This window comes from Parasaccharibacter sp. TMW 2.1891 (genome assembly GCF_023337675.1).
GTDB lineage: Bacteria > Pseudomonadota > Alphaproteobacteria > Acetobacterales > Acetobacteraceae > Bombella > Bombella apis.
In genome coordinates, this window is the sequence record NZ_QORT01000001.1 from 494255 (window position 1) to 518752 (window position 24498).

18 protein-coding genes are annotated in these 24498 nt (G+C 60.8%); 14 read left to right on the forward strand and 4 right to left on the reverse strand.

The genetic code is table 11. The annotated features are described in order from the left end of the window. Nucleotides 1-63 precede the first annotated feature (63 nt). Nucleotides 64-465, forward strand: a complete 402-nt coding sequence (locus DTJ15_RS02130) for a hypothetical protein (RefSeq protein ID WP_052349135.1) — start codon at nt 64-66, stop codon at nt 463-465. Between the two features lie 91 nt (nt 466-556). On the opposite strand, the gene DTJ15_RS02135 is transcribed toward DTJ15_RS02130, so the two are convergent. Next, the gene (locus DTJ15_RS02135; protein WP_249109308.1) at nt 557-3355 is read right to left on the reverse strand and encodes a ribonuclease E/G; all 2799 of its coding nucleotides are present in this window, start codon (nt 3353-3355) and stop codon (nt 557-559) included. Between the two features lie 597 nt (nt 3356-3952). Here DTJ15_RS02135 and DTJ15_RS02140 point away from each other — a divergent pair. The 8 genes from DTJ15_RS02140 to DTJ15_RS02175 all read left to right on the forward strand — a co-directional run bounded on the left by DTJ15_RS02140 (nt 3953) and on the right by DTJ15_RS02175 (nt 13566). Further along, the gene (locus tag DTJ15_RS02140; protein WP_227431372.1) at nt 3953-4777 is read left to right on the forward strand and encodes an N-acetylmuramoyl-L-alanine amidase; all 825 of its coding nucleotides are present in this window, start codon (nt 3953-3955) and stop codon (nt 4775-4777) included. A gap of 194 nt (nt 4778-4971) precedes the next feature. After that, complete coding sequence (locus DTJ15_RS02145) at nt 4972-6543, forward strand: 2-isopropylmalate synthase (protein ID WP_043560779.1); 1572 nt, start codon at nt 4972-4974, stop codon at nt 6541-6543. 255 nt (nt 6544-6798) lie between these two features. Beyond that, nucleotides 6799-7845 (forward strand): rod shape-determining protein, encoded by a 1047-nt coding sequence (locus DTJ15_RS02150; RefSeq protein WP_043560776.1) that lies wholly within the window; start codon nt 6799-6801, stop codon nt 7843-7845. Between the two features lie 67 nt (nt 7846-7912). Beyond that, nucleotides 7913-8845, forward strand: a complete 933-nt coding sequence (gene mreC, locus DTJ15_RS02155; RefSeq protein ID WP_043560775.1) for a rod shape-determining protein MreC — start codon at nt 7913-7915, stop codon at nt 8843-8845. A 230-nt stretch (nt 8846-9075) separates the two neighbouring features. Continuing rightward, the gene (locus DTJ15_RS02160; RefSeq protein ID WP_043560774.1) at nt 9076-9642 is read left to right on the forward strand and encodes a hypothetical protein; all 567 of its coding nucleotides are present in this window, start codon (nt 9076-9078) and stop codon (nt 9640-9642) included. 172 nt (nt 9643-9814) lie between these two features. Continuing rightward, nucleotides 9815-11650, forward strand: coding sequence for a penicillin-binding protein 2 (gene mrdA, locus DTJ15_RS02165; RefSeq protein WP_227449652.1), 1836 nt, complete (start codon nt 9815-9817; stop codon nt 11648-11650). 16 nt (nt 11651-11666) lie between these two features. Further along, the gene (rodA, locus tag DTJ15_RS02170) at nt 11667-12821 is read left to right on the forward strand and encodes a rod shape-determining protein RodA (RefSeq protein WP_052349127.1); all 1155 of its coding nucleotides are present in this window, start codon (nt 11667-11669) and stop codon (nt 12819-12821) included. An 88-nt stretch (nt 12822-12909) separates the two neighbouring features. Continuing rightward, a complete protein-coding gene (locus DTJ15_RS02175) occupies nt 12910-13566 on the forward strand; it encodes a LysE family translocator (RefSeq protein WP_081563446.1) in 657 nt (218 codons plus the stop codon). Between the two features lie 77 nt (nt 13567-13643). Here the strand turns inward: DTJ15_RS02175 and glyS are convergent, their stop codons facing one another. Together glyS and DTJ15_RS02185 are read right to left on the reverse strand one after the other, a co-directional pair. After that, a complete protein-coding gene (glyS, locus tag DTJ15_RS02180) occupies nt 13644-15749 on the reverse strand; it encodes a glycine--tRNA ligase subunit beta (RefSeq protein WP_249109310.1) in 2106 nt (701 codons plus the stop codon). Continuing rightward, a complete protein-coding gene (locus tag DTJ15_RS02185; protein WP_081562978.1) occupies nt 15742-16638 on the reverse strand; it encodes a glycine--tRNA ligase subunit alpha in 897 nt (298 codons plus the stop codon). Before DTJ15_RS02185 ends, glyS begins: the two co-directional genes overlap by 8 nt. Before the next feature lie 278 nt (nt 16639-16916). Here DTJ15_RS02185 and DTJ15_RS02190 point away from each other — a divergent pair, with 278 nt between their 5' ends. The 5 genes from DTJ15_RS02190 to DTJ15_RS02210 all read left to right on the forward strand — a co-directional run bounded on the left by DTJ15_RS02190 (nt 16917) and on the right by DTJ15_RS02210 (nt 23716). Further along, the gene (locus DTJ15_RS02190; protein WP_081563447.1) at nt 16917-17702 is read left to right on the forward strand and encodes a DUF2076 domain-containing protein; all 786 of its coding nucleotides are present in this window, start codon (nt 16917-16919) and stop codon (nt 17700-17702) included. 150 nt (nt 17703-17852) lie between these two features. Beyond that, complete coding sequence (locus DTJ15_RS02195; RefSeq protein ID WP_086431134.1) at nt 17853-19469, forward strand: FAD-dependent oxidoreductase; 1617 nt, start codon at nt 17853-17855, stop codon at nt 19467-19469. A gap of 332 nt (nt 19470-19801) precedes the next feature. Then, nucleotides 19802-20752, forward strand: coding sequence for a GNAT family N-acetyltransferase (locus DTJ15_RS02200; protein ID WP_249109311.1), 951 nt, complete (start codon nt 19802-19804; stop codon nt 20750-20752). A gap of 192 nt (nt 20753-20944) precedes the next feature. Beyond that, nucleotides 20945-22765, forward strand: coding sequence for an aspartate--tRNA ligase (gene aspS, locus DTJ15_RS02205; RefSeq protein WP_043560765.1), 1821 nt, complete (start codon nt 20945-20947; stop codon nt 22763-22765). Nucleotides 22766-22900: 135 nt separating this feature from the next. Continuing rightward, nucleotides 22901-23716: a nucleotidyltransferase domain-containing protein gene (locus tag DTJ15_RS02210; RefSeq protein WP_248460436.1), complete on the forward strand. Its 816-nt coding sequence runs from the start codon at nt 22901-22903 to the stop codon at nt 23714-23716. On the opposite strand, the gene xth is transcribed toward DTJ15_RS02210, so the two are convergent. Next, nucleotides 23713-24483: an exodeoxyribonuclease III gene (xth, locus tag DTJ15_RS02215; RefSeq protein WP_248630388.1), complete on the reverse strand. Its 771-nt coding sequence runs from the start codon at nt 24481-24483 to the stop codon at nt 23713-23715. The two genes, DTJ15_RS02210 and xth, sit on opposite strands and share 4 nt — an antisense overlap. Nucleotides 24484-24498: the final 15 nt, after the last annotated feature.

Sequence of the window (24498 nt, forward strand, 5' to 3'; positions counted from 1 at the left end):
CCCGGGAGCCATCATGGCGTCCCGAGGAAGGACAGGACATCCATGAGGATGTGGAGGAGGGATATGGTGCGTAACATTGCGAGGGGCCGCCACAGATGTGGCTTGCAGAGACTGGGCTGTGGCCTGCTTCTTGTGGCAGGGAGTGTCCTGGCAGGCTGTAGCAGCCAGCCAACAGCCCGGCAGGTCGAGGCAGCGCAACATCCGGCCATCCAGAGCTTTGCCGGGGCGCCGTCTGGTGGGGGGAGCGGGGACAGTTCGTCCTCACCACAGATGAAGACGAACCTGCCATCTGCTCCCGTCAATACACCGCTTTGTGGTACGGCCCTGCGTGAGCAGGCCAGTACGGGGAGCGAAATCTATGGTCGCAGTCTGGCTACAGGCAACAGCTGTACCCGTAATGCCTGCTTCCAGCCATTGACGGGGACGTTCATTGCGGAGGATGGCAACAATAGCGTCTGTCGCTAACATCATATTTGTGTGGATGTGAAAAGGGCGGCCAGAGAGTGATCTGGCCGCCCTTTTTCATGGGCTCCGATGGGAGGGGGAGGAGGCGCCTTTAGCGCTTCCACCAGCCGACACGCCGCTTTTTGGGCTTTGCCTCATCGATATTGACAGGCTGCGGTGCTGCCACATTCTCGACCGGGGCTGTGTCCTCAGCCTTGGGGGCGGCTGCTACAGGGGCCTCTTCTGCCGTGTCCGCCTTTTTGCGGCGAGCTGGGCGCCGCCGACGGGCTGGTTTTGCCTCTGTCTCGGTTGGTGTCTCATTGTCCACACCGGTTTCAGCGACAGAAACAGGCGCCTCTTCCGCAGCCGGGGCAGCGTCCGCTTCTGCCGTTTCGTTCCGTGCCGGGCGGCGGCGGGGACGGGGGCGGCGCGCCTGACGACGAGCGGCTTCCTCTTCAGCCTCGGCAGGATCGACTGGACGGGCCGGTATCTTCACGACACGATTGTCGTCTTCTTCCTGGTCTTCGTCCACCACGATGCGGCTGCGTGTAGCCGGGCGGCGACGGGTACGGGTGCGACGGGCCGGTTTTTCATCATCCCCTTCTGCAGGGCTTCCCGTTTCCACGGGCTGCCTGTGGGGGCGGGAAGAAACGGCAGGTTCTTCTTCTGTGGCAGGAGGGGCTTCAGCACGTCCGCTCAGGCGGGCCTCCTGCTGTTCCATCATGTCGAAGATGTCGATGCCAGCCCCCTGGAAGGGATTGGCCGGTGTTGGTCCCTGATAGCCAGAAGATGCCTGACCGGGGGCCGGTTCATCCTGATGGCGTGCCGGGCGGCGCCGGGATGCCGGGCGTTCACGGCGGCGGCTGGGCTGCTCGGTCTCTTCCTCACGGTGGCTTGGAGCAGACGGAGCGGCGGTCGTGACACGCCGTGTCCTTGTCCGGCGACGACCGGGCATGAGAGCCTGGTCATCATTGGTATCTGCCGTGCTGTCAGCCTCTGGCGCTGCGGGGCTCGCCTCCTGCAGGCTGGTCTCTGCCGTTTCGTCCCGGGTCTCCTGCTCGTTGCGGCGACGTCCACCACGGCGGCGGCGGCGACGACGGGAGCTGCTTTCACTGCCCGTTTCCTGTTCGTCCCGGGTATCTTCGGCCTCGGCTGGCAGGCTGGCTTCCATTGCAGGGGCAGCCCCTTCCGTGATGTCGATCGTACGGACCGTGTTGACAGGGCTGTCCTCACGGGAGGGTTTCTGGCGTGCGGCCAGCCGTTCGATGCGGAGCTCGCCTTCCGGCAGGCTGTCGTCATTTTCGAAACGGATGGTCATGTCATGCCGTTGTTCAAGCTGGCTGATGGCAGCCCGTTTGCTGTTGAGCATGTAAAGAACGATGCTGGGGCTGACATGGACGATAATGTCCGAAGAGCGACGGCGGCTGGCTTCATCCTCCACGCTGCGGAGGACCTGGAGGGCCATGCTTTCCACACCCCGGATGAAGCCGGTACCCTGACAGTGCGGGCAGGGGCTGAGCATGCTCTCGGCAATGGAGGGGCGCAGACGCTGCCGGGACATTTCCAGCAGGCCGAAATGGGAGATGCGGCCCAGCTGGATGCGGGCACGGTCCACCCGGAGGGCATCCTTGAGGCGCTTTTCCACCTGGCTGTTGTGGCGGCGGCTTTCCATGTCGATGAAGTCGATCACGATCAGCCCGGCCAGATCACGCAGGCGCAGCTGGCGGGCGACCTCCTCGGCCGCTTCCAGATTGGTGCGGAGGGCGGTTTCCTCGATATTGCGCTGGGAGGTGGACTTGCCGGAGTTGACGTCAATGGCCACCAGAGCTTCAGTCTGGTTGATGACGAGATATCCGCCGGATTCCAGCTTTACCGTCGGTGAGAACATGGCCTCCAGGTGGCTCTCCACCTGATAATGGGCGAAGAGATTCTGCCCCCTGTTCTGCCACATGCGGATGCGGCTGGCATTGTGGGGCATCAGCAGGCGGGCAAATTCCTTCGTGTTTTTCCATGCCTCTTCCCCATCCACCAGTACGGTCTCGATATCACGGGTGAACAGGTCCCGGATGGCCCGCTTGATCAGGCTTGCTTCCTCATAGATCAGCGCCGGGGCGATGGAGGAGAGGGCGTGGTTGCGGATGTTGTCCCATAGCTGGAGAAGGTAGTCGCAGTCTTTGGTGATTTCCGCTTCCGGGCGGCCTGCACCGGCCGTGCGGATGATCATGGCCATCGTCCGGGGCAGGTCCAGCTTGCCGACAATGTCCCGCAGGCGACGACGGTCCGTTTCGGAGGTGATCTTGCGGGAGACCCCACCGCCACGCAGGGCGTTGGGCATCAGCACGCCATATCGTCCGGCAAGGGAGAGGTAGGTCGTCAGGGCGGCGCCCTTGTTGCCACGTTCTTCCTTGACAACCTGGACAAGGATCACCTGCCGACGGCGGATGACTTCCTGAATGCGGTAATTGCGGAGGAACCGGGCCATGCGGCGGCTGGCGCTCTGTTCCTCACCGGTATCATGTTCCCCGCTGACGATCTCCGGGCCGGGCTCGTCATCCTCGGGAAGGCTGTCTTCGTCATCACCAGCCTCTGGATCGCTGTCCCGGCCCCGCTGCTCGGCAGCGTATTCTTCTTCCTGCAGGGCAAGGAGCTTTTCCCTGTCCGCAACGGGGATCTGGAAATAGTCGGGGTGGATCTCGCTGAAGGCCAGAAAGCCGTGGCGGTTGCCGCCGTAATCCACGAAGGCCGCCTGGAGGCTGGGCTCTACACGGATGACCTTGGCGAGGTAGATGTTGCCTTTGAGCTGACGGCGCGCTGATGTCTCGACATCATAATCTTCAATGCGCTTGCCGTTCATGACCACAACGCGGGTTTCTTCGGCGTGTGTGGCGTCTATGAGCATCTGCTTTGTCATGAAGGACTGGACTCCGTGGCGCACGGGGCATGGCCCTGTCTGCGCCGATTGTCTTGGTCAGCAGAGGGCAGGTGGTCCGGTCTCTTGCGGGCAGATACCCTGAGGGGGTCGCCAGATTGGATAACACAGAACAGCATTGCAGCCTCTGGTAAACACGCTGATGGCAGGTCCTGCCATCGGGAATTGACGCAGCCCGCCGGGGGATGGTGTGGCCATCCGGGTAGGCTGCCTGTGGTTCGGATGCAGTGTCTCCGCCAGGGTGTGAGCACACCGGGAACAACCGTCCCGGGCTATCTGCACCAAACGGCGCGAAAGGTACTGCATGTGCGGGCCCTGTCTGATGCTGTCCTGCCTGCCCGTTGTCAGGGGCGGGGATGCATGGGAGATCCGGGCTTCTGCAAAGCGACAATGGCCTAAATCGGCCTTCATGGCAAGTGGGTAGTTGGGGGGTGGTGAAAGGGGCAGAATAAAGCCATTTTTTCCTGTCTGTATCGGGCTGTTAACCAAAGAAAGCAGGAAGATTGTTCCCGTGGCAGGAATGATCGCCTAATGGGGTGTGACAGGCAGGACCTGGACCGGAGAGGGAGGAGGATCACCATGGCAAAGCTGACACGTCGTCATCTTCTTGGTGCGGCTGCCAGCGGGCTGCTGGCGGGCGGAGCGGGAAAGGCTGCGGCAGCACGGCATGGCTTGCGGAAGGCCCCCGCCGTATTGCGTGGAGCATCACCGCCCAGACCCGTCATCATGCTGGACCCCGGCCATGGCGGAAAAGACCCCGGGGCCATCGGTGTCTCAGGAACATATGAGAAGCATATTGCTGTGGCTGCAGCAACGGAGCTGCGCGCGCTTCTCATGGCGTCTGGCCGGTATGATGTGGTGCTGAGCCGGACGGATGACCGTTTCATCCCCCTTGCCGGGCGGGTGGAGCTGGCCCATCGGCACAAGGCGGATCTTTTCATCTCCATGCATGCCGATGCGCTGCATCAGTCTGATGTGCGTGGGGCCAGTGTCTATACGCTGTCCGGCAACGCTTCGGACAGGCAGACTGCCCTGCTGGCAGAGACGGAAAACAGTGCCGACCGTTTTGCCGGGCCGGGCATGGCCGACGTGCCGCCGGATGTGGAGGAAATACTCAACAGTCTTGTTCATGAAGAGACGCGCCGGGGGTCTGCGCATATGGCGGCCAGTGTGATCCGGTCATTCCAGAACCGCATCCAGCTCCTGCATCATCCATCCCGCCATGCGGCCTTCCGGGTTCTGAAGTCTGGAGACATTCCGTCTGTTCTGGTGGAAATGGGGTTCATGTCCAACCATCTGGATGAACAGGCGCTGCGTCGTGCTGCCCACCGTACGCAGATCACCCAGGCCATGAAACAGGCCATTGATGGCTATTTCCTGCGGCAGCGGAAAGGGATGCTGTAAAAAAAACAGAGAGTTCCGCTTGCATTCCCTGTCATTGCTCGCTAGCGTGGAGGGGTAATGACATTTTTTCACGCCCTCCTTCTACGACTTATGAACCCCTGAACGCCATACAGGCGAGCAGGTTGCTTTGCTGCGTTCAGGGGTATTTTTTCCCATTTCGGGTTTTCGTAGATATCTGGAGTTAGAGCGTAGTTATGTCTTTTCAGCATCCTTCCTTTGGTCATGTTGCCGATAACCGTGTCATCATTTTTGACACGACCCTGCGTGATGGTGAGCAGTCCCCTGGTTTCTCCATGAATCTGGGCGAGAAGCTGCGGATGGCCCATGCGCTGGCAGCTCTGGGCGTTGACGTCATAGAGGCAGGCTTCCCGGCTGCATCGGAAGGAGACTTCGAGAGCGTGAAGCAGATTGCCGATAATGTGGATGGCCCCGTAATCTGTGGTCTGGCCCGCAGCGCCGCCAAAGACATCGAGGCTGCCGGAAGGGCCATCAAGGGCGCACGGCGTGGGCGTATCCACAACTTCATCTCCACGTCTCCACTGCACATGAAGTACAAGCTGCGGATGGAGCCGGAGCGGGTGTTGGAGCTGATCGCTTTCGGCAACAAGGAATCCCGCCGTTACACGGATGACGTGGAGTGGTCTGCTGAGGATGGATCCCGCACGGACCCGGATTTTCTGTGCCGCTGTGTGGAAACGGCCATTGCCAACGGGGCAACGACCATCAACATTCCCGATACGGTCGGGTTTGCAACCCCCGATGAGATGGAGCGCATCTTCAATATGCTGAGGGAGCGTGTGCCGGGGGCGGATCAGGTCATTTTCTCCACGCACAACCACAATGATCTGGGGCTGGCTGTTGGCAACACGCTGGCAGCGGTTGAAGGTGGTGCCCGACAGATTGAATGTACGATCAACGGCATTGGTGAGCGTGCTGGTAATGCCGCTCTGGAAGAAGTCGTGATGGCCCTGCGGACCCGTCATGACCGTTATGGCATGGAAACCGGCATTGAAACGCCCCGCCTGCTGGGCATGTCCCGTCTGCTGGCGACCATCACGGGCTTCGATGTCCAGCCGAACAAGGCCATCGTGGGGCGGAATGCCTTCGCCCATGAGAGTGGCATCCATCAGGATGGCATCCTGAAGCATGCCGGGACTTATGAGATCATGACGCCGGAAAGCGTGGGCTGGACGAGCACCTCGCTGGTGCTGGGCAAACATTCCGGCCGTGCGGCCTTCCGGGACAAGCTGAAGGCTCTGGGTTATGATGACCTGACTGAAGAGACGGTCAATGCGGCCTTCCAGCGTTTCAAGACCCTGGCAGACCACAAGAAGATCGTTTTTGATGATGATGTGCGGGCACTGGTGGATGATGAGAGCCGTGACCATGAGCGTGTCCGTCTGACCTCGCTGGAGCTGAAGGGCGGTACGCAGCATGCTGCCCAGGTCGTTCTGGATATCGAGGTGGATGGTGAGGCCCGTCATGTCTCTGCCACGGGCAATGGGCCTGTGGATGCCGTGTTCCGGGCCATCGGTGAGGCCTTCCCGCATCAGGCGACGCTGGCGCTGTTCTCCGTGGCCAATGTGACAGAAGGTACGGATGCGCAGGCCCGTACGACCGTGCGTCTCCAGGAAGGGGGGCGCCTGGTGGACGGGCAGGGGAGTGACCCGGATACGGTCGTTTCGGCAGCCCGGGCCTATATCCATGCCCTGAACAAGCTGCTGGTGAAACGTCTGCGGGGTGAACCGGAAGAAATGTCTGCCTGAAGATGAGAGAAGGGGACCGGTAGCCGATACTGCCATGCCTGCATGTCGGCTGCTGTTTTCCTTCTGTCATGGTGGGAATGAAACGTTACCGCATGTTAATTGAAGCGGAGTTTTCTGCGAAAAATATTGTCTCTGGCAGGAATATGGCCTTGCTGAACTGTTGTGGGGCTCTATAATTTGTGGCGAATGCTGTGGGTGGTGTTCTGCTTATTTTCATTCCCCGTGCGTGCGGGGTTATCCGGCCAGGAGTTTTGAATGTTCTCTCGTCTGTTGGGGCTCATTTCCGCTGATATGGCGATCGATCTCGGCACTGCCAATACCCTCGTTTATGTCAAGGGGCGTGGCGTGGTGCTGAGTGAGCCTTCCGTCGTCGCTGTAACGGAAGTGCGCGGGCGCAGACAGGTCCTGGCCGTGGGAAATGAAGCCAAACTGATGGTCGGCCGTACGCCGGGGAACATTCAGGCCATCCGCCCTCTCCGTGACGGTGTCATCGCCGACTTCGAGAGTGCGGAGGAGATGATCAAGCATTTCATCCGCAAGGTTCACAACCGCCGTTCCTTCTTCAGTTCCCAGATCGTCATCTGCGTGCCGTCCGGTTCCACTGCCGTGGAGCGCCGTGCCATCCAGGAGAGTGCAGAGAGTGCTGGTGCCCGCAAGGTCTATCTGATTGAGGAGCCGATGGCCGCAGCCATTGGGGCCGGTCTGGCCGTGACGGAGCCTTCTGGCAGCATGATCGTGGATATCGGTGGGGGAACGACCGAGGTTGCCGTGATCTCCCTTGGCGGGATTGTCTATGCCCGGTCTGTCCGGGTTGGTGGCGACCAGATGGATGAGGCCATCATGGCTTATATCCGTCGCAACTATAACCTCATGATCGGGGAAAGCTCCGCCGAGCGGATCAAGATTGATCTCGGCGCTGCGTCTTTTGACGCCAACATACAGACGGAAGAGCGGACCATGCCGCTCAAGGGGCGTGACCTGCTGAATGGCGTCCCCCGGGAGATCACCGTCAGTGAGGCCCAGATTGCCGAAGCCCTCCAGGAGCCTGTCGGGCATATCATTGATGCCGTAGCCACCGTGCTGGAGCATACACCGCCGGAGCTGGCCGCTGACATCGTGGAGAAGGGCATTGTCCTGTCCGGCGGGGGAGCGCTGCTGCGGCGTCTGGATGATGTCCTGCGTCAGGCTACCGGCCTGCCGGTTTTCGTGGCAGAGAATGCGCTTTCATGCGTGGCTGTGGGGACTGGCCGCACGCTGGAGCACATGCAGCAGCTCCGCAGTGTCCTGAGCAGCATGTATTGATCCCTGGTCTCCGGCGGGGGATGGTATCCTCCGTGACCGGGGGCTGAGCGGAGGGAAAAGGCGGGCCATGGTCTCCATTCACACACGTCAGCTTCTGTCCGGGCTTGTTCTGCCGGTCATGGTTTTTCTGGCTGTGGGGACTGTTCTGGCCGGGCAGATATGGCCGGGCAGGGCCATACAGATTCGCATGGCGGCGGCGCAGAAGGCCGGGGCCATCTATCAGGTTCTGTTGTTCCCTCAGCGGCAGTTTCATGAATGGCAGATCACCCTGCAGGGGGTGGGGGACCTGTTGGCCGCCAATGCGCAGCTTCGGCAGGAAAACCAGAAACTTGCTTACTGGCATGGTGAGGCCCAGACTCTTCGGCAGGAAAATGCCCGCCTGAAGGCTGTGCTGCACTGGGGAGCGGAAGATACCCGGGATTATGTCAGCGGATGGGTCGTTCGGGATGAGAGTGGCCCTTACCTGCGGGCGGTTCTGTTGCAGGTGGGGGAACACCGGGTGCAGCAGGGAAGTCTGGCCGTTGATTCTTTCGGGCTTGTCGGGCGTGTCAGTGAGGTGGGACCGCATGTGGTGCGAGTGCTGCTGATTGAGGATGCTGCCAGCCGGATTCCCGTCACGTTACAGAGCAGCGGGGGGGATGCCATGATGATTGGCGACAACACGCCTTATCCCCGTCTCATGTATTACAATCAGAGCCTCATGCCGGAAGAAGGCGAGCATATCGTCACACGGGGGCAGACAGGCCTGACAGGCGGTGTTGCCGTTGGTCATGTGCATTATCTGGCGCCAGGGCAGCCGGTTGTCATCCCTGATGCCGCTCTGGGAAAACTGGAGCTGGTTCGTATTTTTGATGGTGGCTTTACCCTGGAGGCCCCACCCAGTGCGGGAAGGGTCCGGGAGAAGCCTCCGCTCCTGCCGGATCATCGGGATGGGGAAGCCCCTTCGAATTGGCAGAATCTGCGCCGCTTTCTGCCATTTTCGTCTCTCAGGAACGGCTGAGGGTACTTTCTGGACGGTCGGCGTTCCTGATATACGGTCTCAAATTAAGCCGTTTGTTATCATCAATGCCTTATAAGGTGGTCAGGTGGCATTTGTGGCACGATTCGGGTAATGGCATGAAACCTGCCCCGAAGGCGTGATCTGCCCTCCAGGGAGGTTTGCTTTCTGTAGAAGAGAGCACTATTTCCGGGAAGGCACGGGGGCGGTGGAGCAGCAACGGGTACGGGGCTATGGCATTACGGTTGGAGCAGGGGCGTCTGGATCATGAGGCGCTGGAGGGAACACGGCAGCGCAAGCTGATGGTTCGTGTGCGGCGCAAGCTGTCCCCCTGTGTCATCATGGTGGTTCTGGCTTTTGTGTTGTCCGCCCCGTTTGGCATACTCGGGCAGACCGAACTCCAGACAGCCCTGACACTGGGGACGGTCTGGTTCTGGGCGCTTTACCGTCCTGCTTTCATGCCCCTGTTCGGGCTGTTCTGTAGTGGGGTGGTGATCGAGTTCTTCAGTGCCAATCCGCCCGGCGTGCTCCTGTTCTGGATGCTGGTAGCCTATGGCGTGGCTCATGGCTGCCGTGTTGGTCTGTCCCGTCGTGGATTCCTGCTTTCCTGGAGCCTGTATGGGTTGATTGTGCTGGGAGAGGCCCTGACAGACTGGGTGTTGATGGTCATCCGGGTCCGGGGGGCGCTGTCGGTCTATCCCATTGTTTTTCAGGAGGCTCTCGCTGTAGGGAGTTATCCCTTTCTGCATGTTCTGTATTTATGGGGGCTTTCTGTTATGGAAAAGCATGACAGACTGTAATAGACTATGGCCATCTGAAGTGTGGAAGCCTTGAGTTTTCCTTCCTTAATCTTTTTTTAAGCGTATATTGCAGATGTTCTTCCGGCGTGATGAAACTCGTCCGCCATTTCGGAAACGAAGTGGGCCAGCGGCTGACCTGTCTTTTTCAGAAGAACAGGCTGTCGGTGGGGGTATGTTCACACGCCGTGCCCTGCTGCTTCTGGCAGCGCAGACAGGGGTCATGGGGACGCTTGCCCATCATCTCTATCAGATGCAGGTCGTTCATGGCGATGAGCTGAAGGAGCAGGCACGCCGCAACCGGACCAGCCGCCGCCAGATTGCACCAGCCCGTGGTGAGATCTACGACCGCTGCGGTGTGCTGCTTGCCGGCAACCGTCCCAACTGGCGTGCGCTGATCATGACGGAGGAAACGACGGACCTCCAGGCCGTGGTGGACCGCTTTGCTACGATCGTGCCGCTGGATGACCGTGACCGGGCCCGTATCGAGCATGATCGCAAACATATCCATCGTTACGTCCCGCTGACCCTCAAGGAATTCCTCTCCTGGGATGATGTCGCCCGGCTGGGGCTGAATGCTCCGACCCTGCCCGGTGTTCTGATCGATGTGGGAACAACACGGGAATATCCGTTCAAGGACCTGTTGTCCCATATCATCGGGTATGTGGCCCCTCCCAATGAGACGGATGTCCAGCGGGATGGCATCATGGCCCTGCCGGGGATGAAGGTGGGGCGTGCCGGGGTGGAGCAGACGCAGGAAAGCCATCTGCGTGGACAGCCCGGCACGGTGGAGATGGAGGTCAACGCCCATGGCCGTGTCATGGGCGAGCTTGAGCGTGTGGAAGGCCAGCCCGGGGCCCGGCTGGAGCTGACGCTGGATAGCGCCTTGCAGACCCGCATCCGGGAGCGGATTGGTGAGCGTGTGGCCAGTGCCGTGGTGATGGACTGCCGCAATGGCGAGGTGATGGGGCTGGTCAGCACACCTTCTTTCGACCCGACCCTTTTTGATGGTGGCATCAGCCGGACACAGTGGAACAGTCTGATCACCGACCAGCGCACGCCGCTGGTGGACAAGGCCGTTTCCGGCCTTTATCCGCCGGGCTCCACTTTCAAGCCTGCCGTGGCACTGGCCGCCCTGAAGGCCCATGCCATCACCCCGTCGGACCGTTTTTCCTGTCCGGGTTATTACGACATGGGGGGCGTGCGCTTCCACTGCTGGAGCCGTTACGGGCATGGGTCGATCAACCTGCATCAGGCACTGAAATATTCCTGCGATGTCTATTTCTATCAGGTGGCCCGGCGCTGTGGCATGGAGGCGATTCATGAAGCCGCCGCCTTCCTGGGGCTGGATGGGAAGCTGCCGATAGAGCTGCCCCACATGCGGGCAGGGTCCGTTCCGACCCCGGAGATGCGCCGTCGCCATGGTCACCACTGGAATGGTGGTGATACCGTCAATGCCGGTATTGGGCAGGGGCTGGTGCAGACAACACCTCTGGCACTGGCCACTTATGTATCCCGTCTGGCAACGGGGCGGTTTGTGCAGCCACATCTTCTGCGCTCGGTGAGCGGGCAGGGCATTGCACCGGTTCTGGATCCCCTGCCTTTCGCAAAGGAGGCCCTCGCTGCTGCCCGGGGGGGGATGTTTGCTGTGGTGAATGAGCCACAGGGCACGGCTCCGGCTGCCCGGTTGAGCCTGCCTGGTGTACAGATGGCTGGCAAGACCGGCTCTGCACAGGTGCGGAACGTGCCGAGAGCCCTGCGTGAGAGCGGGCACTTCAACTCCATGAACCTGCCGTGGCAGTATCGTCCTCATGCGTTGTTCATCTGCTTTGCACCTTATGACAATCCCCGTTATGCGGTGTCTGTCGTGGTGGAGCATGGCAATGCGGGTGCGACCGAGGCGGCCCCTCTGGCTGCACAGATCATGACGGATACTCTCATCAGGGACCCGGCCAGCCGGACCTCCCTGTCCCGGGGGGTCGTGGCGAGGGCTGACGGCCTGGATGACTGAGGGATAGAAGGACGTCATGCCGCTGAAGGACTTCACCGTTCCCCGTACGGCCCGCCGCCTGCTGCGGGCAGAGCCGAACCTGCGCATGTTCTCCCGGCTCTGGCAGATCAACTGGTTCTTTGTTCTGCTGGTCTGCTGTCTGGCCGGTGTGGGGTATGTTGCCCTGTATTCAGCCGGTGGCGGGCGTGCGGAGGCTTTTGCCCAGCCCCAGCTCATCCGTTTCTGTTTCGGGCTTCTGATGATGCTGGGCGTGGCGCTGGCCAGCCCACGGGTCTTGAGGATGCTCTCCGTGCCCATTTATGGGCTATCCATCCTGCTCCTGGTACTGGTGCTGAAGATGGGGCATGTGGGCAAGGGGGCGGAACGCTGGATCAATCTGGGCGGCTTCCAGTTCCAGCCCTCCGAATTTGCCAAGATTGCCCTGGTCCTCATGCTTTCAACATGGTTTTACCGGATCGGGCGGGACCGTATGGGCAATCCGCTGCGGCTCATCATCCCGGCGCTTCTGACACTTCTGCCGGTCGTGCTGGTGTTGAAGGAGCCCAATCTGGGGACAGCAACCATTGTTGGTGTGATCGGGGCTTCACTGTTCTTTGCGGCGGGGATGCGGTGGTGGCAGATCATCATCCTTGTTGCGCCCCTGCCGTTTCTGGGGCCCTTCATCTATAACCATCTCCATGATTATCAGAAGGCTCGGATTGATACCTTTCTGCATCCTGAGCATGATCCGCTGGGGGCAGGATACAACATTCTCCAGTCCCGTATTGCTCTGGGGGCGGGTGGGCGCTGGGGGCAAGGCTACCTGCATGGCACGCAGGGGCAGCTGAGCTTCCTGCCGGAGAAACAGACAGACTTCATCTTCACCATGATCGGGGAGGAATGGGGGTATGTCGGGGGTGTGGCCGTCATCGGGCTACTGTTCCTGATCCTGCTGAGCAGCATGCTGATTGCCCTGCGTTGTCGGAACCGCTTTGGCCGGCTGGTCGGGCTGGGCATCGCCATGGATTTCTTCCTGTATTGCGTGGTCAATCTCTCCATGGTCATGGGGGTCATCCCGGTGGGAGGCGTGCCGCTACCGCTGATCTCCTATGGAGGGTCAGCCATGCTGACCATGATGTTCGGTTTCGGTCTGCTGCTTTCCAGCTGGGTGCATCGGGATGACCCTGACTGATCTATTGGAACCGTAGGGCCGAGACCCCATCTGGAGGAGGTCGGGTTGCGGAGTATTGTGGCCGGTTTTTTTCAGGTGTCTGTTTTTTATGCATCAGTGGCTTCTTCCCCTGCTGGCTTTTACGACCGCAGCGGCAATTTTCACCATCACGCCGGGGCTGGACTCCGTCATGGTCCTGCGGACGGCTGCCTCCGATGGGCGCCGTGCTGGGGTCGGGGCCATTTTTGGCATTGCCGTGGGGCTGAGCCTCTGGGGGCTGGCAGCGGCCTTCGGGCTGACGGCCCTTCTGGCGGCGTCTTCCACGGCGTTCTTCGTCGTCAAATGTGTTGGTGCGGTTTATCTGGTCTGGATGGGCGTCAGCCAGCTTCTGCGCCCCCGTATGGCACTGACGACGGAGGCCGGGCCGGAGCAGGCCCGGCGGGTGGAACATCGCAACGCCTTCTGGCCGGGATTCCGCCGTGGGATGCTGACGGACCTGCTCAACCCCAAGGCGGGTATTTTCGTGATCACCTTTTTCCCTCAGTTCATCCCGCCCGCCACGGATGTGGTGGCGTTTACGCTCGTGCAGGTGGTGATCCAGGTTGTGCTGACCTTCATATGGCTGGGGCTGCTGGTGGCCCTGACGGTCCCGCTGGCACAGTTCTTCAACCGGCCCGTCGTGGTGCGCCGTCTGGACCGGCTGACCGGGCTGGTCTTCATCGGTTTCGGAGCCAAGATATTCCTGACAGACAGTCCCTCGCACTGAGAGGGACACATAAAAAAGGCCGGTGAGAGAACGCTCCCACCGGCCTTTTTATCGTAGCCTGTTTGTGAGACTGAAGCTCAGCCTTCGATCCGGCCAAAATCAGCAATCAGCTGGCCACTGCGGCTGAAGGCCGACAGCAGGCGCAGACGGTTGAGACGCTGGCCAGCATCTTCCGCATTGACGGTCACAGCCTCGAAGAAGCGGTCCATGATCGGACGCAGGGCGGCGAGATGCTGCATGGCACTGGTGAAGTCATCATCGGCCAGACTGGCCGTGATCTTCGGCCCGGCCTCATTCAGGGCCGCATCCAGGTCACGTTCCTCATCCTGTACATAGAGTGCCGCTTCAGGGGCCTGATGGTGCGGGCCGTCCTTTTTCTCCTCGATGCGCAGGATGTTCGTGGCCCGGCGGTAGGCTGCCAGAAGGTTCTGCCCGTCTTCCGTGCCCATCATGTCGGACAGGGCCTCCACACGGCTGAGCAGGCGGACCAGGTCGCCATCCAGATGATCGGTGAAGAGGCTCCTGTTTTCCTGCACCTGTGTGACGGCCAGCGTGGCATCCAGCACGTCGTGACGGCGTCCTTCATTGCGGAGCTGGACCCGGAGCCTGTCGGTGAAGAAGGGTTCCAGCTCACCCAGAGCGGAATCCTTGCCCTCCTTCCCGGCATAGGCCTCGGCTGCTCTGGAGAGCAGGCTGCCGAGATCGATACGCAGGCCATTGTCCCGGATGGTGCGGATCACCCCAAGGGCGGCACGGCGCAGACCATAAGGATCACCAGAGCCGGTGGGGGTTTCCCCGATAGCGAAGAACCCCGCCAGCATGTCCAGCCGGTCCGCCAGAGCGACGGCAACAGAGACGGGAGCACTGGCTGTGCCATCCTGCAATCCACGGGGCATGTAATGTTCGGCAACGGCCTGGGCCACTTCCGGGGCTTCACCATCATGGGCGGCGTAATAGCCGCCCATCACGCCCTGAAGCTCGGGGAACTCACCGACCATGCCGGTCGTCAGGTCGGCCTTGGCGAGCAGACCGGCCCGTTCGGCGTGTTTCATCTGTGCGTCACTCAGCTGCATGGCCGTGGCGATGATGCCTGCCAGAGTGCTGATGCGCCGTGCCCGCTCTTCCTGAGTGCCCAGTTTCGCATGGAAGGTGACAGGCTTCAGGGCCTCGACACGGCCGGCCAGTTTCGTCTTGCGGTCGAGGTCCCAGAAATGGCGGGCATCGGCGAAGCGGGCCCGCAGGACACGTTCATTCCCGGCGATGCAGAGCGTGCCGCCGTCGCTGAAGGTCTGGTTGGCCACGAAGGCGAAATAGGGAGCGGCTTTGCCGTCTTTCGTGCGCAGGGCAAAGTACCGCTGGTTGACCCGCATGGAGACCTGCATGACTTCCGGTGGAAGGTCCATGAAGGCATCATCGATGCGGCCCAGCAGGGGCACGGGATATTCCACCAGCCCGCTGACTTCACGGACCAGCCCTTCATCCTCGACCAGCGCCAGCCCCTTCTCATCAGCGAGCGCATGGACACCCTGACGGATGAGATCGGCCCGTTTCTCCTCGTTGATGACGACGTGGCGGGCTTCCAGCTCCTTCAGCCACTGTTCCGTGCCGGTGACGGTGAACGTGCCGGGGGAGAGGATGCGGTGGCCTTCGGTCACGTTGCCGCTCTTCAGCCCGTGGGCGTCGTCATCCTGACGGGCCAGGGTGAAGGGAACGGTCTGGCCATCCAGCAGGCAGACAACGTGATGGAGCGGGCGTACCCAGGTGAAGAGGGAGCCATTGCCCCAGCGCATGGCCTTGGGCCACGGGAACTTCCAGAGGAGGTCCGGCAGCTGTTCGGCAACCAGCTCCGCCGCCCTGACTGGCGGCAGGGTACGGTTGAGAACCCAGAAACCGTTTTCCTTCGTCAGCTCATCGGGGCTGACGCCATGCTTGCGGGAGAACCCGGCAAGGGCCTTTTCCGGGGCAGTTTCCCGGGGGCCACGTTCGGAAATGGTGCGGGCGGGGATGCTCTCATCCACCTCGAGGCTGGCCGCAATGTGGCGGGCACCATGAAAGCTGCGGATGTTGCGGGGGTTTAGATCGGCGAGGGCCTGTTCCAGCAGGCGGGCGAGGTCCTCGGCAGCACGGGCCTGCATCCCGGAGGGGATTTCCTCGCAGAAGAGGTCAAGAAGCAGTTCAGCCATGGGTGGTTTCCTCCTCGTCTCCAGCAAGCCATGCTTCGCAGGCAGCTTTGGCCAGCGTGCGTACACGCCCGATATAGGAGGCACGTTCTGAAACAGAAATGACCCCTCGTGCATCCAGCAGATTGAACAGATGGGAGGCCTTCAGGCACTGGTCATAGGCGGGCTGGGCCACGCCAGCTTCGGAGAGGCGGATGGACTCAGCCTCGGCTGCCCGGAACTGCGCCAGAAGCATGTCCGTATCAGCCAGCTCGAAATTGTGCCGTGAATAGTCCCGCTCTGCCCGGAGGAAGACATCTCCATAGGTCAGGCCCCGGCCATTGAAGTCGAGGTCATAGACATTCTCGACCCCCTGCACATACATGGCCAGACGTTCCAGCCCGTAGGTCAGCTCGGTGGAGGGAACGACGGTCGGGATGCCACCAACCTGCTGGAAGTAGGTAAACTGTGTGACTTCCATGCCGTCGCACCAGACCTCCCAGCCCAGCCCCCAGGCCCCGATGGTGGGGTTTTCCCAGTCATCCTCCACGAAACGGATGTCGTGCTTTTCCGGGTCGATCCCGATGGCCCGGTAGCTTTCCAGCAGCAGGTCCTGGCTTTCCTGCGGGGTGGGTTTGAGCAGCACCTGATACTGGTAATAATGCTGGAGGCGGTTCGGGTTCTCGCCATAACGGCCGTCGGACGGGCGGCGGCAGGGCTGCACATAGGCGGCAGCCCACGGCTTGCGGCCCAGTGCCCGCAGGGTCGTGTGAGGGGACAGTGTACCCGCACCCAGTTCAGTATCGTAAGGCTGGAGAATGGCACAGCCCTTCTGTGACCAGAACTGATGAAGGCGCAGGATCAGATCCTGAAAGCAGGGGGGCCGGGATGTGGACAATTCACTAGGCTCCATTAACGTAAAGATGTCTGCATATTACAGGATGAGAGGCCGGATCACCAGCGGGTAGGGGTGGGAGAGGGTAAAGAAGTTGCCGCCGTGCAGGGTGGTTTCTTAAGATGGTCTTTACGGCAGGTGCATTCTGTGGGCCTCTGCCGGGAGAAGAGGGGGCCAAGACCCTTGCGGGGGATGGAGAGCTGTATCATATCATGTGGCATGAAGAGACAGCGCCCATGTCGCGCCCCGCCCGGGCGGGCGGGGGCTGCTGAGCAGTTGTGAAGGACAGCACGCCCATGAACTCGGAAGAACGTGATCTCATAAGTCGCTTTGTTGCCCGTGTTGGGGGAGGCGTGGGGCTGCCGAATGGCCAGAGCCCGGCGTCCCTGCCGCCGATCGACCCGGAGGCAGACCGCTTCATCGCCGAGAATTTCCAGCGTTTCCCGGAGGCCCGCTACCGTATCACGCAGCTGGCTGTCGTGCAGGAGGCGGCTCTCTCCCAGGCGCAGGCCCGCATTCGTGATCTGGAGTTCCAGCTCCAGCAGGCGAGGGGGCAGATCGCCCAGCTCCAGCAGCAGGCCAGTCAGCCGGGGCAGCAGTCAGGTGGGTTCTTCTCCGGGCTGTTCGGTCGGGGGGCTTCTGCGTCCGCTCCACCGCCCCGCGGGGCCTCCCTGCCACCGGGCTGGGGGCCTGCCTCTGGTGCTGCTGCGCCGGAGATGGGGCGGAGTTATGCCCCGCCACCGGGTTATCAGCCGGGTATGTTCGGGCGGTCCGGTTCCGGTTTTCTGGGGTCTGCCCTGTCCACGGCGGCCGGTGTCGCAGGCGGGATGATGGCGGCCCATGCGCTGGAGGGTCTGTTCTCCGGGGAGCATGGCCATGAAGGTGTCGGTGGTGCTGGCGATGGTTTTGGCAATGAAACGACCATCATCAACAATTATGGGGACAATTATTCTGATCCGTTTGCCGGAAGCGGGACAGATGCCGCAGGGTTCTCTCCGCAGGATTTTGGCCCGCAGGATGCGCCGGTTGATAATGGTGGTGGCTTCGGTGGTGATGACATCGACAGGGACGATTTTTTCTGAGATCGGCTCCGAACGGAGCATGATGCAGGCGGGGCCTTCAGGGGCCCCGTCTTGTCATCATGGAGTACATATTCCGGCCGTGATGGCCCCATGTTCGGAACAGGCTATGTGACCGCCGGGGGCTGACAGAAAGGGACAGGACAGAGAGTTATGGAAAAAGCCCCCCAGCCCGTTCTCGGGCCTGATGCCAGCGCTGAGACACCGGACCAGCAGCCGGACCGGACCCTGTATGATGTGGCTGCTGTTGAGGATGTCAGGGAAGGAGAGGTTTTTTCTGTCATCATCAAGGAGCAGTCCATTGCTCTCGTGCGTGTCGGGGGGGAGGTTCATGCGCTGGGGGGGCGTTGCCCGCACAAGGGGGCGCCGCTGCGGGGGCGTCTGCACTGTTACAGCAAGGCTCACGGTGATGTGATTGTCTGCCCGTGGCACAAGGCGGTGTTTGGCGTACGGGATGGCCGGGTGAAGGAGCCGGTCGCCTTTTCTGGCCTGCCCGTCTATCCTGTCCGCCTCGTGGAGGGGCGGGTGCTGGTCGGGGTCAGTCCTTTGCCTGCCAGAGTTCCTGAGCCCTGCATGGAGGACAGTTCCGTGCTGGTGCTGGGTGGTGGTGCGGCGGCAGCCAGTGCCATCTATACCCTGCGTGAGGAGGGTTTTGCCGGTAGTATCATCCTCATCGGAGATGAAAGCCTGCCTCCTTATGACCGTCCATCGCTCAGCAAGGGCATTTTTCTTGGGGGGCCGGACAAGGTTCAGCCTCCGCTGCTGCTGAATGATGCTTTTTTTGCCCATCATGAGATCACCCGTGTGCAGGGGACAATCACCAGTCTGGACTGCACGGCAAAGCGTGTCGAACTGGCTGACGGGCGGGATTACAGTGCGGACCATGTGCTGATCACGACAGGGGGGCGGCCTGCGAAGCCGGATCTTCCCGGCATCGAGCTGACCGGGGTGATGACCATGCATGGCGTGCAAGATGCCCGCCAGATTGCAGAGGAGATCACGGGGGAGCAGGCTGTCGTGCTGATAGGTGGCGGGCTGACCACGTTGGAGCTGGCTTCTGCCCTGCGGCAGAAAGGGGCTGGTGTGACGGTGATTGCCCCGGAGCAGGTCATTCCTATGGAGGCCCAGTGGGGGCGGGAGGTCGGGCGCATCCTGCTGCGCCTGCATGCTGACAATGGCGTAGCTTTCATCACGGATAGTGAAGTGGTGAACATATACGGAAAGGACCATGTGGAGGGCATCGAGCTTGATGATGGCATGAAGCTGCCCTGCACCCATGTTCTGGTGGCTGTCGGCAATGAGCCATGCCGCGGTTTCCTGCCTGATGATGTTGGGACGGACGCTGATGGTGGAGTGTCTGGCATTGTTGTGGATGAGGACATGCGGGTTCTGCCCGGCATTTATGCGGCGGGGGATGTAGCCGCCTTCCAACATGAAGGAACGCTTTGTCGCATTGAACACTGGCGTCAGGCGCAGATAGAGGGGCGGGCCGCTGCCCGGACTATTCTTGGTCTGTCCCGGCAGCCCATGCCCATCCCCTGGTACTGGACCCAGCAGTTCGGCAAAAAGCTGGAATATATGGGGTGGGGAGAGCCGTTCGACCGGGTCCTGATAGAAGGGGACTTGAGCGGGTTCGACTTCATGGCGGCTTACATGAGGGGGCAGAAGGTGGTGGCGCTGGTTTCGGCTGGCCGGTCTTCCGCCATGGCTCGTGCTGCGGTCGATTTTGATGGGTTCGTTGCAAAAGAGGTGCGGACAAGCATCGTGTGATAGGGCTTGCATCCTGTTTGTTCCACATGGTTAACGGCTGCCTTCTGCAGGGCAGCCGTTTTCTGTTTCCGCAGCTGTTTTGTCGGGAGAGGGGGACATGGGATGGCATGACTGTCAGCTCATGCTCATGCCGTGGGTACAAGTGAGAGTCTTCGTATCTGTTCTGCAATAATTGTAAGTTCTGTTTTTACCAAAAAGAAATATTAATGATACATTGTGAATGTTTCATGTGGTCTGGATTTGTAAATTAAAAAAATAATTAATTTTTATATGATTATGCAAGTGCTATGAGGCGTCATCCATTCTTTTGTTACAACATGTATTGAGATATTATGTCAGATACTGCACCGTCTCGTCCGCATACTTCCATTTTTCATCAGGAATGGTGGCTTGCTACGGCCAGTCGGCAGGCAGTGTCCTTCATTGATGTGGAAATGGGGGGCAGGGTTGTTTCCCGTTTTCCTTTCGTAATGAAAAAGAGGCTTGGCTCTCCTGTCATCAGGATGCCCAAATATACCCGCACGCTGGGGCCGGATTTTGCTCTGCCACCATCAAAAACATTTCGCCAGGAGCAAAATATCAGGCATGTCGTGGACAGGACCGTTGCCAGCCTGCCCAAATATCATGGTGTCCATTTCTATCTGGACCCCGACAATGCGTCCTCCTTTGCGTTCAGGCTGGCTGGGTTCAGGGTGTACCAGGATTTCACCTTCCGCATCATGCCTGAAAAAACTCTGGACATGGCCTGGCAGGATTGTGACCAGAAGACCCGCAATCTCATCCGCACGGCGGATAAAAAACTCACTGTCCAGCAGTCTGGGGATGTGGCTCCGTTCATCGACCTGGTCAGGCAGGAACTGCCACAGAACCATCATGACTATGCCCTGCTGGAAGACCTGTTTACGGAGGCCCGTAATCGGGACCAGGCCATGGCGCTCTATGCTCATGATGGGGGCGTGCCCGTCTCGGCAGCCCTGCTCGTCTGGGATGACAGGGTGCTGTACTACTGGCAGGCCGTCCGTGTCCGCCGCTCCAGAGTGCCGGGCATGAACATGCTGCTGATCTGGAAGGCGATCGAGGAAGCCAAGAGGCGCAACCTGATTTTTGATTTCGATGGTTTCGGGTCTGTCAGAACGGCCAAGATGCTGGCCAGTTTCGGGCAGAAGCCGGTCATAAGGCCGGAAATCCGCTTCGAGACGCCCCTTTACGCCATGAAGTGCCGTCTCATCAATGTTGTCCGGCGGCATGTGCTCAGGAAGTACCGGGGTTACGATCTTTTCTGAGGCCATCATCTGGCCCTGGTTCCGGGGTGGTGGCGCTGATTAGGATTGGCTTTTCCACCACGATTGGGGTAGGAAATCCCTTAGGGGGAGAGCTGCGTTCAGGGCGTGGCCGCCATTCCATGTAGCGAGCCGGAGCATTGGGCACAGCCTGTGCGGAGCCGGGTCACAGACAGATTGACGAGGTTTGAATTCATGCATCAGTACCGTACCCATTTCTGCAACGCCCTGCGTGCTGATGATGCAGGCAGGACCGTACGGCTGTCGGGCTGGATTCACAGCAAGCGTGACCATGGCGGGCTGCTCTTCATCGACCTGCGGGACAATTATGGCGTGACGCAGATCGTCGTTCCGTCCGAAGGGGCGCTGCTGGAACAGGCCGAGCGTCTGCGGGTGGAGAGCGTCATCACCGTGACGGGTGAGGTCGTGGTGCGTGAGGAGGGGCAGCGCAACCCTTCCCTGCCAACGGGTGATGTGGAGGTCCGGGCCAGCGGGATTGACGTGCAGTCCCGGGCGGAGGTTCTGCCCTTCCAGGTGGCCGGGCAGGAGAACTATCCCGAGGACCTGCGCCTGAAATACCGTTACATCGACCTGCGCCGGGAGAAGATGCACCGCAACATCATGCTGCGCAGCCAGGTCATCACCAGCCTGCGCCGCCGCATGGTCGAGCAGGGCTTCACGGAATTCCAGACTCCCATCCTGACGGCCTCCTCCCCGGAAGGCGCACGGGACTTCCTCGTTCCGGCCCGTCTGCATCCCGGCAAGTTCTACGCCCTGCCGCAGGCTCCGCAGCAATTCAAGCAGCTGGCGATGGTGGCCGGGTTCGACCGTTATTTCCAGATCGCCCCCTGCTTCCGTGATGAGGCCTCCCGTGCGGACCGCAGCCCTGGCGAGTTCTATCAGCTCGATTTCGAGATGTCCTTCGTCACGCAGGAAGACATCTTCAGCGTGCTGGAGCCGGTTCTGGCTGGCGTGTTCAACGAATTCACACCGGAAGGCTGGAAGATCACGGACGGGGCCTTCCCCCGCATCCCGTATGCCGATGCGATGCGGGATTACGGGTCCGACAAGCCGGACCTCCGCAACCCGCTCATCATCAGGGACGTGACGGAACAGTTCGCTGACTCCGGCTTCGGTCTGTTCGCCCGCATTGCAGCCTCTGGTGGCCGTGTGCGTGCCATCCCCGCACCGGGTGCGGGCAGCCGCCCCCGGGCGTTCTTCGACAAGCTCAATAACTGGGCACGGGATCAGGGGGCCGGGGGCCTCGGTTACATCATCTTTGATGAGGAAGGTGGCAAGGGGCCGATCGCCAAGAACCTGGAAGCTGACCGTGTCGAGAAAATCCGTGAAATCTGCGGCCTGAAGGCCGGTGATGCGGTCTTCTTTGCAGCGGGCAAGGGGGATGAGGTCGTCAAGTTCTCCGGCGTGGTGCGGACGAAGGTGGCGACCGATCTGGATCTCATCGAGAAGAATGCTTTCCGCTTCTGCTGGGTCGTGGACTTCCCGATGTATGAGCGCAACGAGGAAACGGGCGAGATCGACTTCTCCCACAATCCGTTCTCCATGCCGCAGGGCGGTCTGGAAGCCCTGAACACGCAGGACCCGCTGACCATCAAGGCCTATCAGTACGACATCGTCTGTAACGGTGTGGAGCTGTCCTCCGGTGCCGTGCGTAACCACCTGCCGGACGTGATGCTGCGGGCCTTCGAGATCGCCGGTTATGGCCCGGATGTGGTGGAGGCCCGCTTTGGCGGGATGCTCAATGCGTTCCGTTATGGTGCCCCGCCGCATGGTGGCGCTGCGCCGGGTGTGGACCGTATCGTCATGCTGCTGGCCGATGAGCCGAACATCCGTGAGGTCATTCTCTTCCCGCTGAACCAGAGCGGTGAGGACCTGATGATGGAAGCTCCGGCTCCGGTCGAGCCTGCCCGCCTGAAGGAACTTTCCCTCAAGCTGGACCTGCCCAAGCCGAAGCCCTCTGCTGGTGGCAGCAAAGCTCAGGAAAAGCAGGGCTGATTCTGGTTCTCTGATCTGTTGATCTGATCCGGGCAAGGCCGGGGCGGCGCGATCCGCTCCGGCCTTTTTCGTGTCAGGTGTTTCTTCCTGCGCCGCTCTGTCCCATTCTGTGAAAGAAAGGGAAGGAGACCTGTCATGAATTTTGATGAGATCATGCCGGATTATGTGCCGGAAATTGCACCGGACATACGGGAGGAGGTCATGACCATCCTGCGTCAGATCGAGCGGGACCATGATGTTGACATCCTGTTCGCTGTGGAAAGTGGCAGCCGGGCCTGGGGCTTTCCCTCACCGGACAGTGATTACGATGTCCGCTTCATCTACCGTCACAGGCTGGACTGGTACCTGTCCCTGAAGCCGGGCCGGGACGTGATCGAGCTGCCCATTTCCGATGATCTGGACGTGAATGGCTGGGACCTGCGCAAGGCCCTGAACCTGCTGACGAAACCCAATCCAACCCTGATGGAGTGGCTGGTCAGCCCGGTGCGTTATCTGTGGCGGGAGGAAGCGGATGAGCTGGCTGCTTTTGCCAGACAGGTCGAAGCTGGACTGAGCTGCCAGCTTCACTACCTGAATCTGGGCCGCAACAGCTGGAGACGGGCGATCCGGGAGGATGGCAGCACGCATTACAAGCGGCTCTTCTATGCACTTCGTCCAGCCATGGCCTTACGCTGGATGCGCCTGCATGAGCATGGCCAGCCTCCGATGAACTTTCAGGCTCTCTGTCAGGGCTGCGACCTTCCGGCCGCCGTGCTCAGGCCCATCCGGGAGCTGCTGCACCTCAAGTCCAGAAGCCGGGAGCAGCAGAGCGGCCCTTCCATCCCTGCCGTGAATGAGCTGATCGAAGCCGAATTCGCTTACGCCGAGGCCATGACCCTGCCAAGGCCGGGCATGGACGTTCACGAGCAGGCCGAAGCCTTGTTTCGGAAGCTGGTGAAAGCCGAGTTCTAGGAAAGGCTGACCACTACCGGCACATGGTCGGATGGCTTTTCCCGTCCCCGTTCGTCCTTGTCGATGGTGAAGCCGGTCAGGCGGTCGGCAAGGCGGGGGGAGAGCAGGGCATGGTCGATCCGCAGGCCGGAATTGCGCTGGTAGGCTCCGGCCTGATAGTCCCAGAACGTGTAATGCCGCCCCGCAGGGTGCAGGCAGCGCAAGGCGTCCGTCAGACCGGACCAGAGAAGGCGGCGGAAGCCCGCACGGCTTTCCGGGCGGAGCAGGGCATCGCCCGGGGACAGGGCCTTGGGGGCGTAATCCTCTTCTGTCGGGCAGACATTGTAATCCCCGATGAAGGCAAAGGATCGTTCCTCTTTCTGCAGGGTCAGGGACCGCTGGTGCAGGGCCTCAAGAAAGTTCAGCTTTTTGGCGAAACCGGCGTCCCCGCCTGAATTGCCATTGGGCAGGTAGAGATTGCCGATGGTGACCCCTTCAAGCTCCGTCTCGATGTAGCGGGCCTCGTCACTCTCGAAGCCGGGCAGATGATCGGTCGTGACGGTCAGAGGGACACGGCTGATGAGAGCCACTCCATTATAGGCCTTCTGCCCCGCCACGGCGACGTGAAATCCGGCTTCCTCAAAGAGTTTCGGAAACTGGTGCGCCTCGCACTTGATCTCCTGAAGGCACAGCAGGGTGCAGTCCGGGTTACGGTCCAGCCAGTCCTTTACCAGATGGGCACGGGTGCGGATGGAGTTGATGTTCCAGCTGGCAAAGGTCAGGGACATGGGGTGGCGGGCCTC

Coding starts and splice junctions, on each gene's coding strand:
- DTJ15_RS02185 (WP_081562978.1), bottom strand. CDS start 16,638: ATGGAGCCTAGTGAATTGTCCACATCCCGGCCCCCCTGCTTTCAGGAT.
- xth (WP_248630388.1), bottom strand. CDS start 24,483: ATGTCCCTGACCTTTGCCAGCTGGAACATCAACTCCATCCGCACCCGT.
- DTJ15_RS02140 (WP_227431372.1), top strand. CDS start 3,953: ATGGCAAAGCTGACACGTCGTCATCTTCTTGGTGCGGCTGCCAGCGGG.
- aspS (WP_043560765.1), top strand. CDS start 20,945: ATGCATCAGTACCGTACCCATTTCTGCAACGCCCTGCGTGCTGATGAT.
- glyS (WP_249109310.1), bottom strand. CDS start 15,749: ATGGCTGAACTGCTTCTTGACCTCTTCTGCGAGGAAATCCCCTCCGGG.
- DTJ15_RS02175 (WP_081563446.1), top strand. CDS start 12,910: ATGCATCAGTGGCTTCTTCCCCTGCTGGCTTTTACGACCGCAGCGGCA.
- DTJ15_RS02130 (WP_052349135.1), top strand. CDS start 64: ATGGTGCGTAACATTGCGAGGGGCCGCCACAGATGTGGCTTGCAGAGA.
- DTJ15_RS02150 (WP_043560776.1), top strand. CDS start 6,799: ATGTTCTCTCGTCTGTTGGGGCTCATTTCCGCTGATATGGCGATCGAT.
- mrdA (WP_227449652.1), top strand. CDS start 9,815: ATGTTCACACGCCGTGCCCTGCTGCTTCTGGCAGCGCAGACAGGGGTC.
- DTJ15_RS02200 (WP_249109311.1), top strand. CDS start 19,802: ATGTCAGATACTGCACCGTCTCGTCCGCATACTTCCATTTTTCATCAG.
- DTJ15_RS02135 (WP_249109308.1), bottom strand. CDS start 3,355: ATGACAAAGCAGATGCTCATAGACGCCACACACGCCGAAGAAACCCGC.
- DTJ15_RS02195 (WP_086431134.1), top strand. CDS start 17,853: ATGGAAAAAGCCCCCCAGCCCGTTCTCGGGCCTGATGCCAGCGCTGAG.
- mreC (WP_043560775.1), top strand. CDS start 7,913: ATGGTCTCCATTCACACACGTCAGCTTCTGTCCGGGCTTGTTCTGCCG.
- DTJ15_RS02190 (WP_081563447.1), top strand. CDS start 16,917: ATGAACTCGGAAGAACGTGATCTCATAAGTCGCTTTGTTGCCCGTGTT.
- DTJ15_RS02145 (WP_043560779.1), top strand. CDS start 4,972: ATGTCTTTTCAGCATCCTTCCTTTGGTCATGTTGCCGATAACCGTGTC.
- DTJ15_RS02210 (WP_248460436.1), top strand. CDS start 22,901: ATGAATTTTGATGAGATCATGCCGGATTATGTGCCGGAAATTGCACCG.
- DTJ15_RS02160 (WP_043560774.1), top strand. CDS start 9,076: ATGGCATTACGGTTGGAGCAGGGGCGTCTGGATCATGAGGCGCTGGAG.
- rodA (WP_052349127.1), top strand. CDS start 11,667: ATGCCGCTGAAGGACTTCACCGTTCCCCGTACGGCCCGCCGCCTGCTG.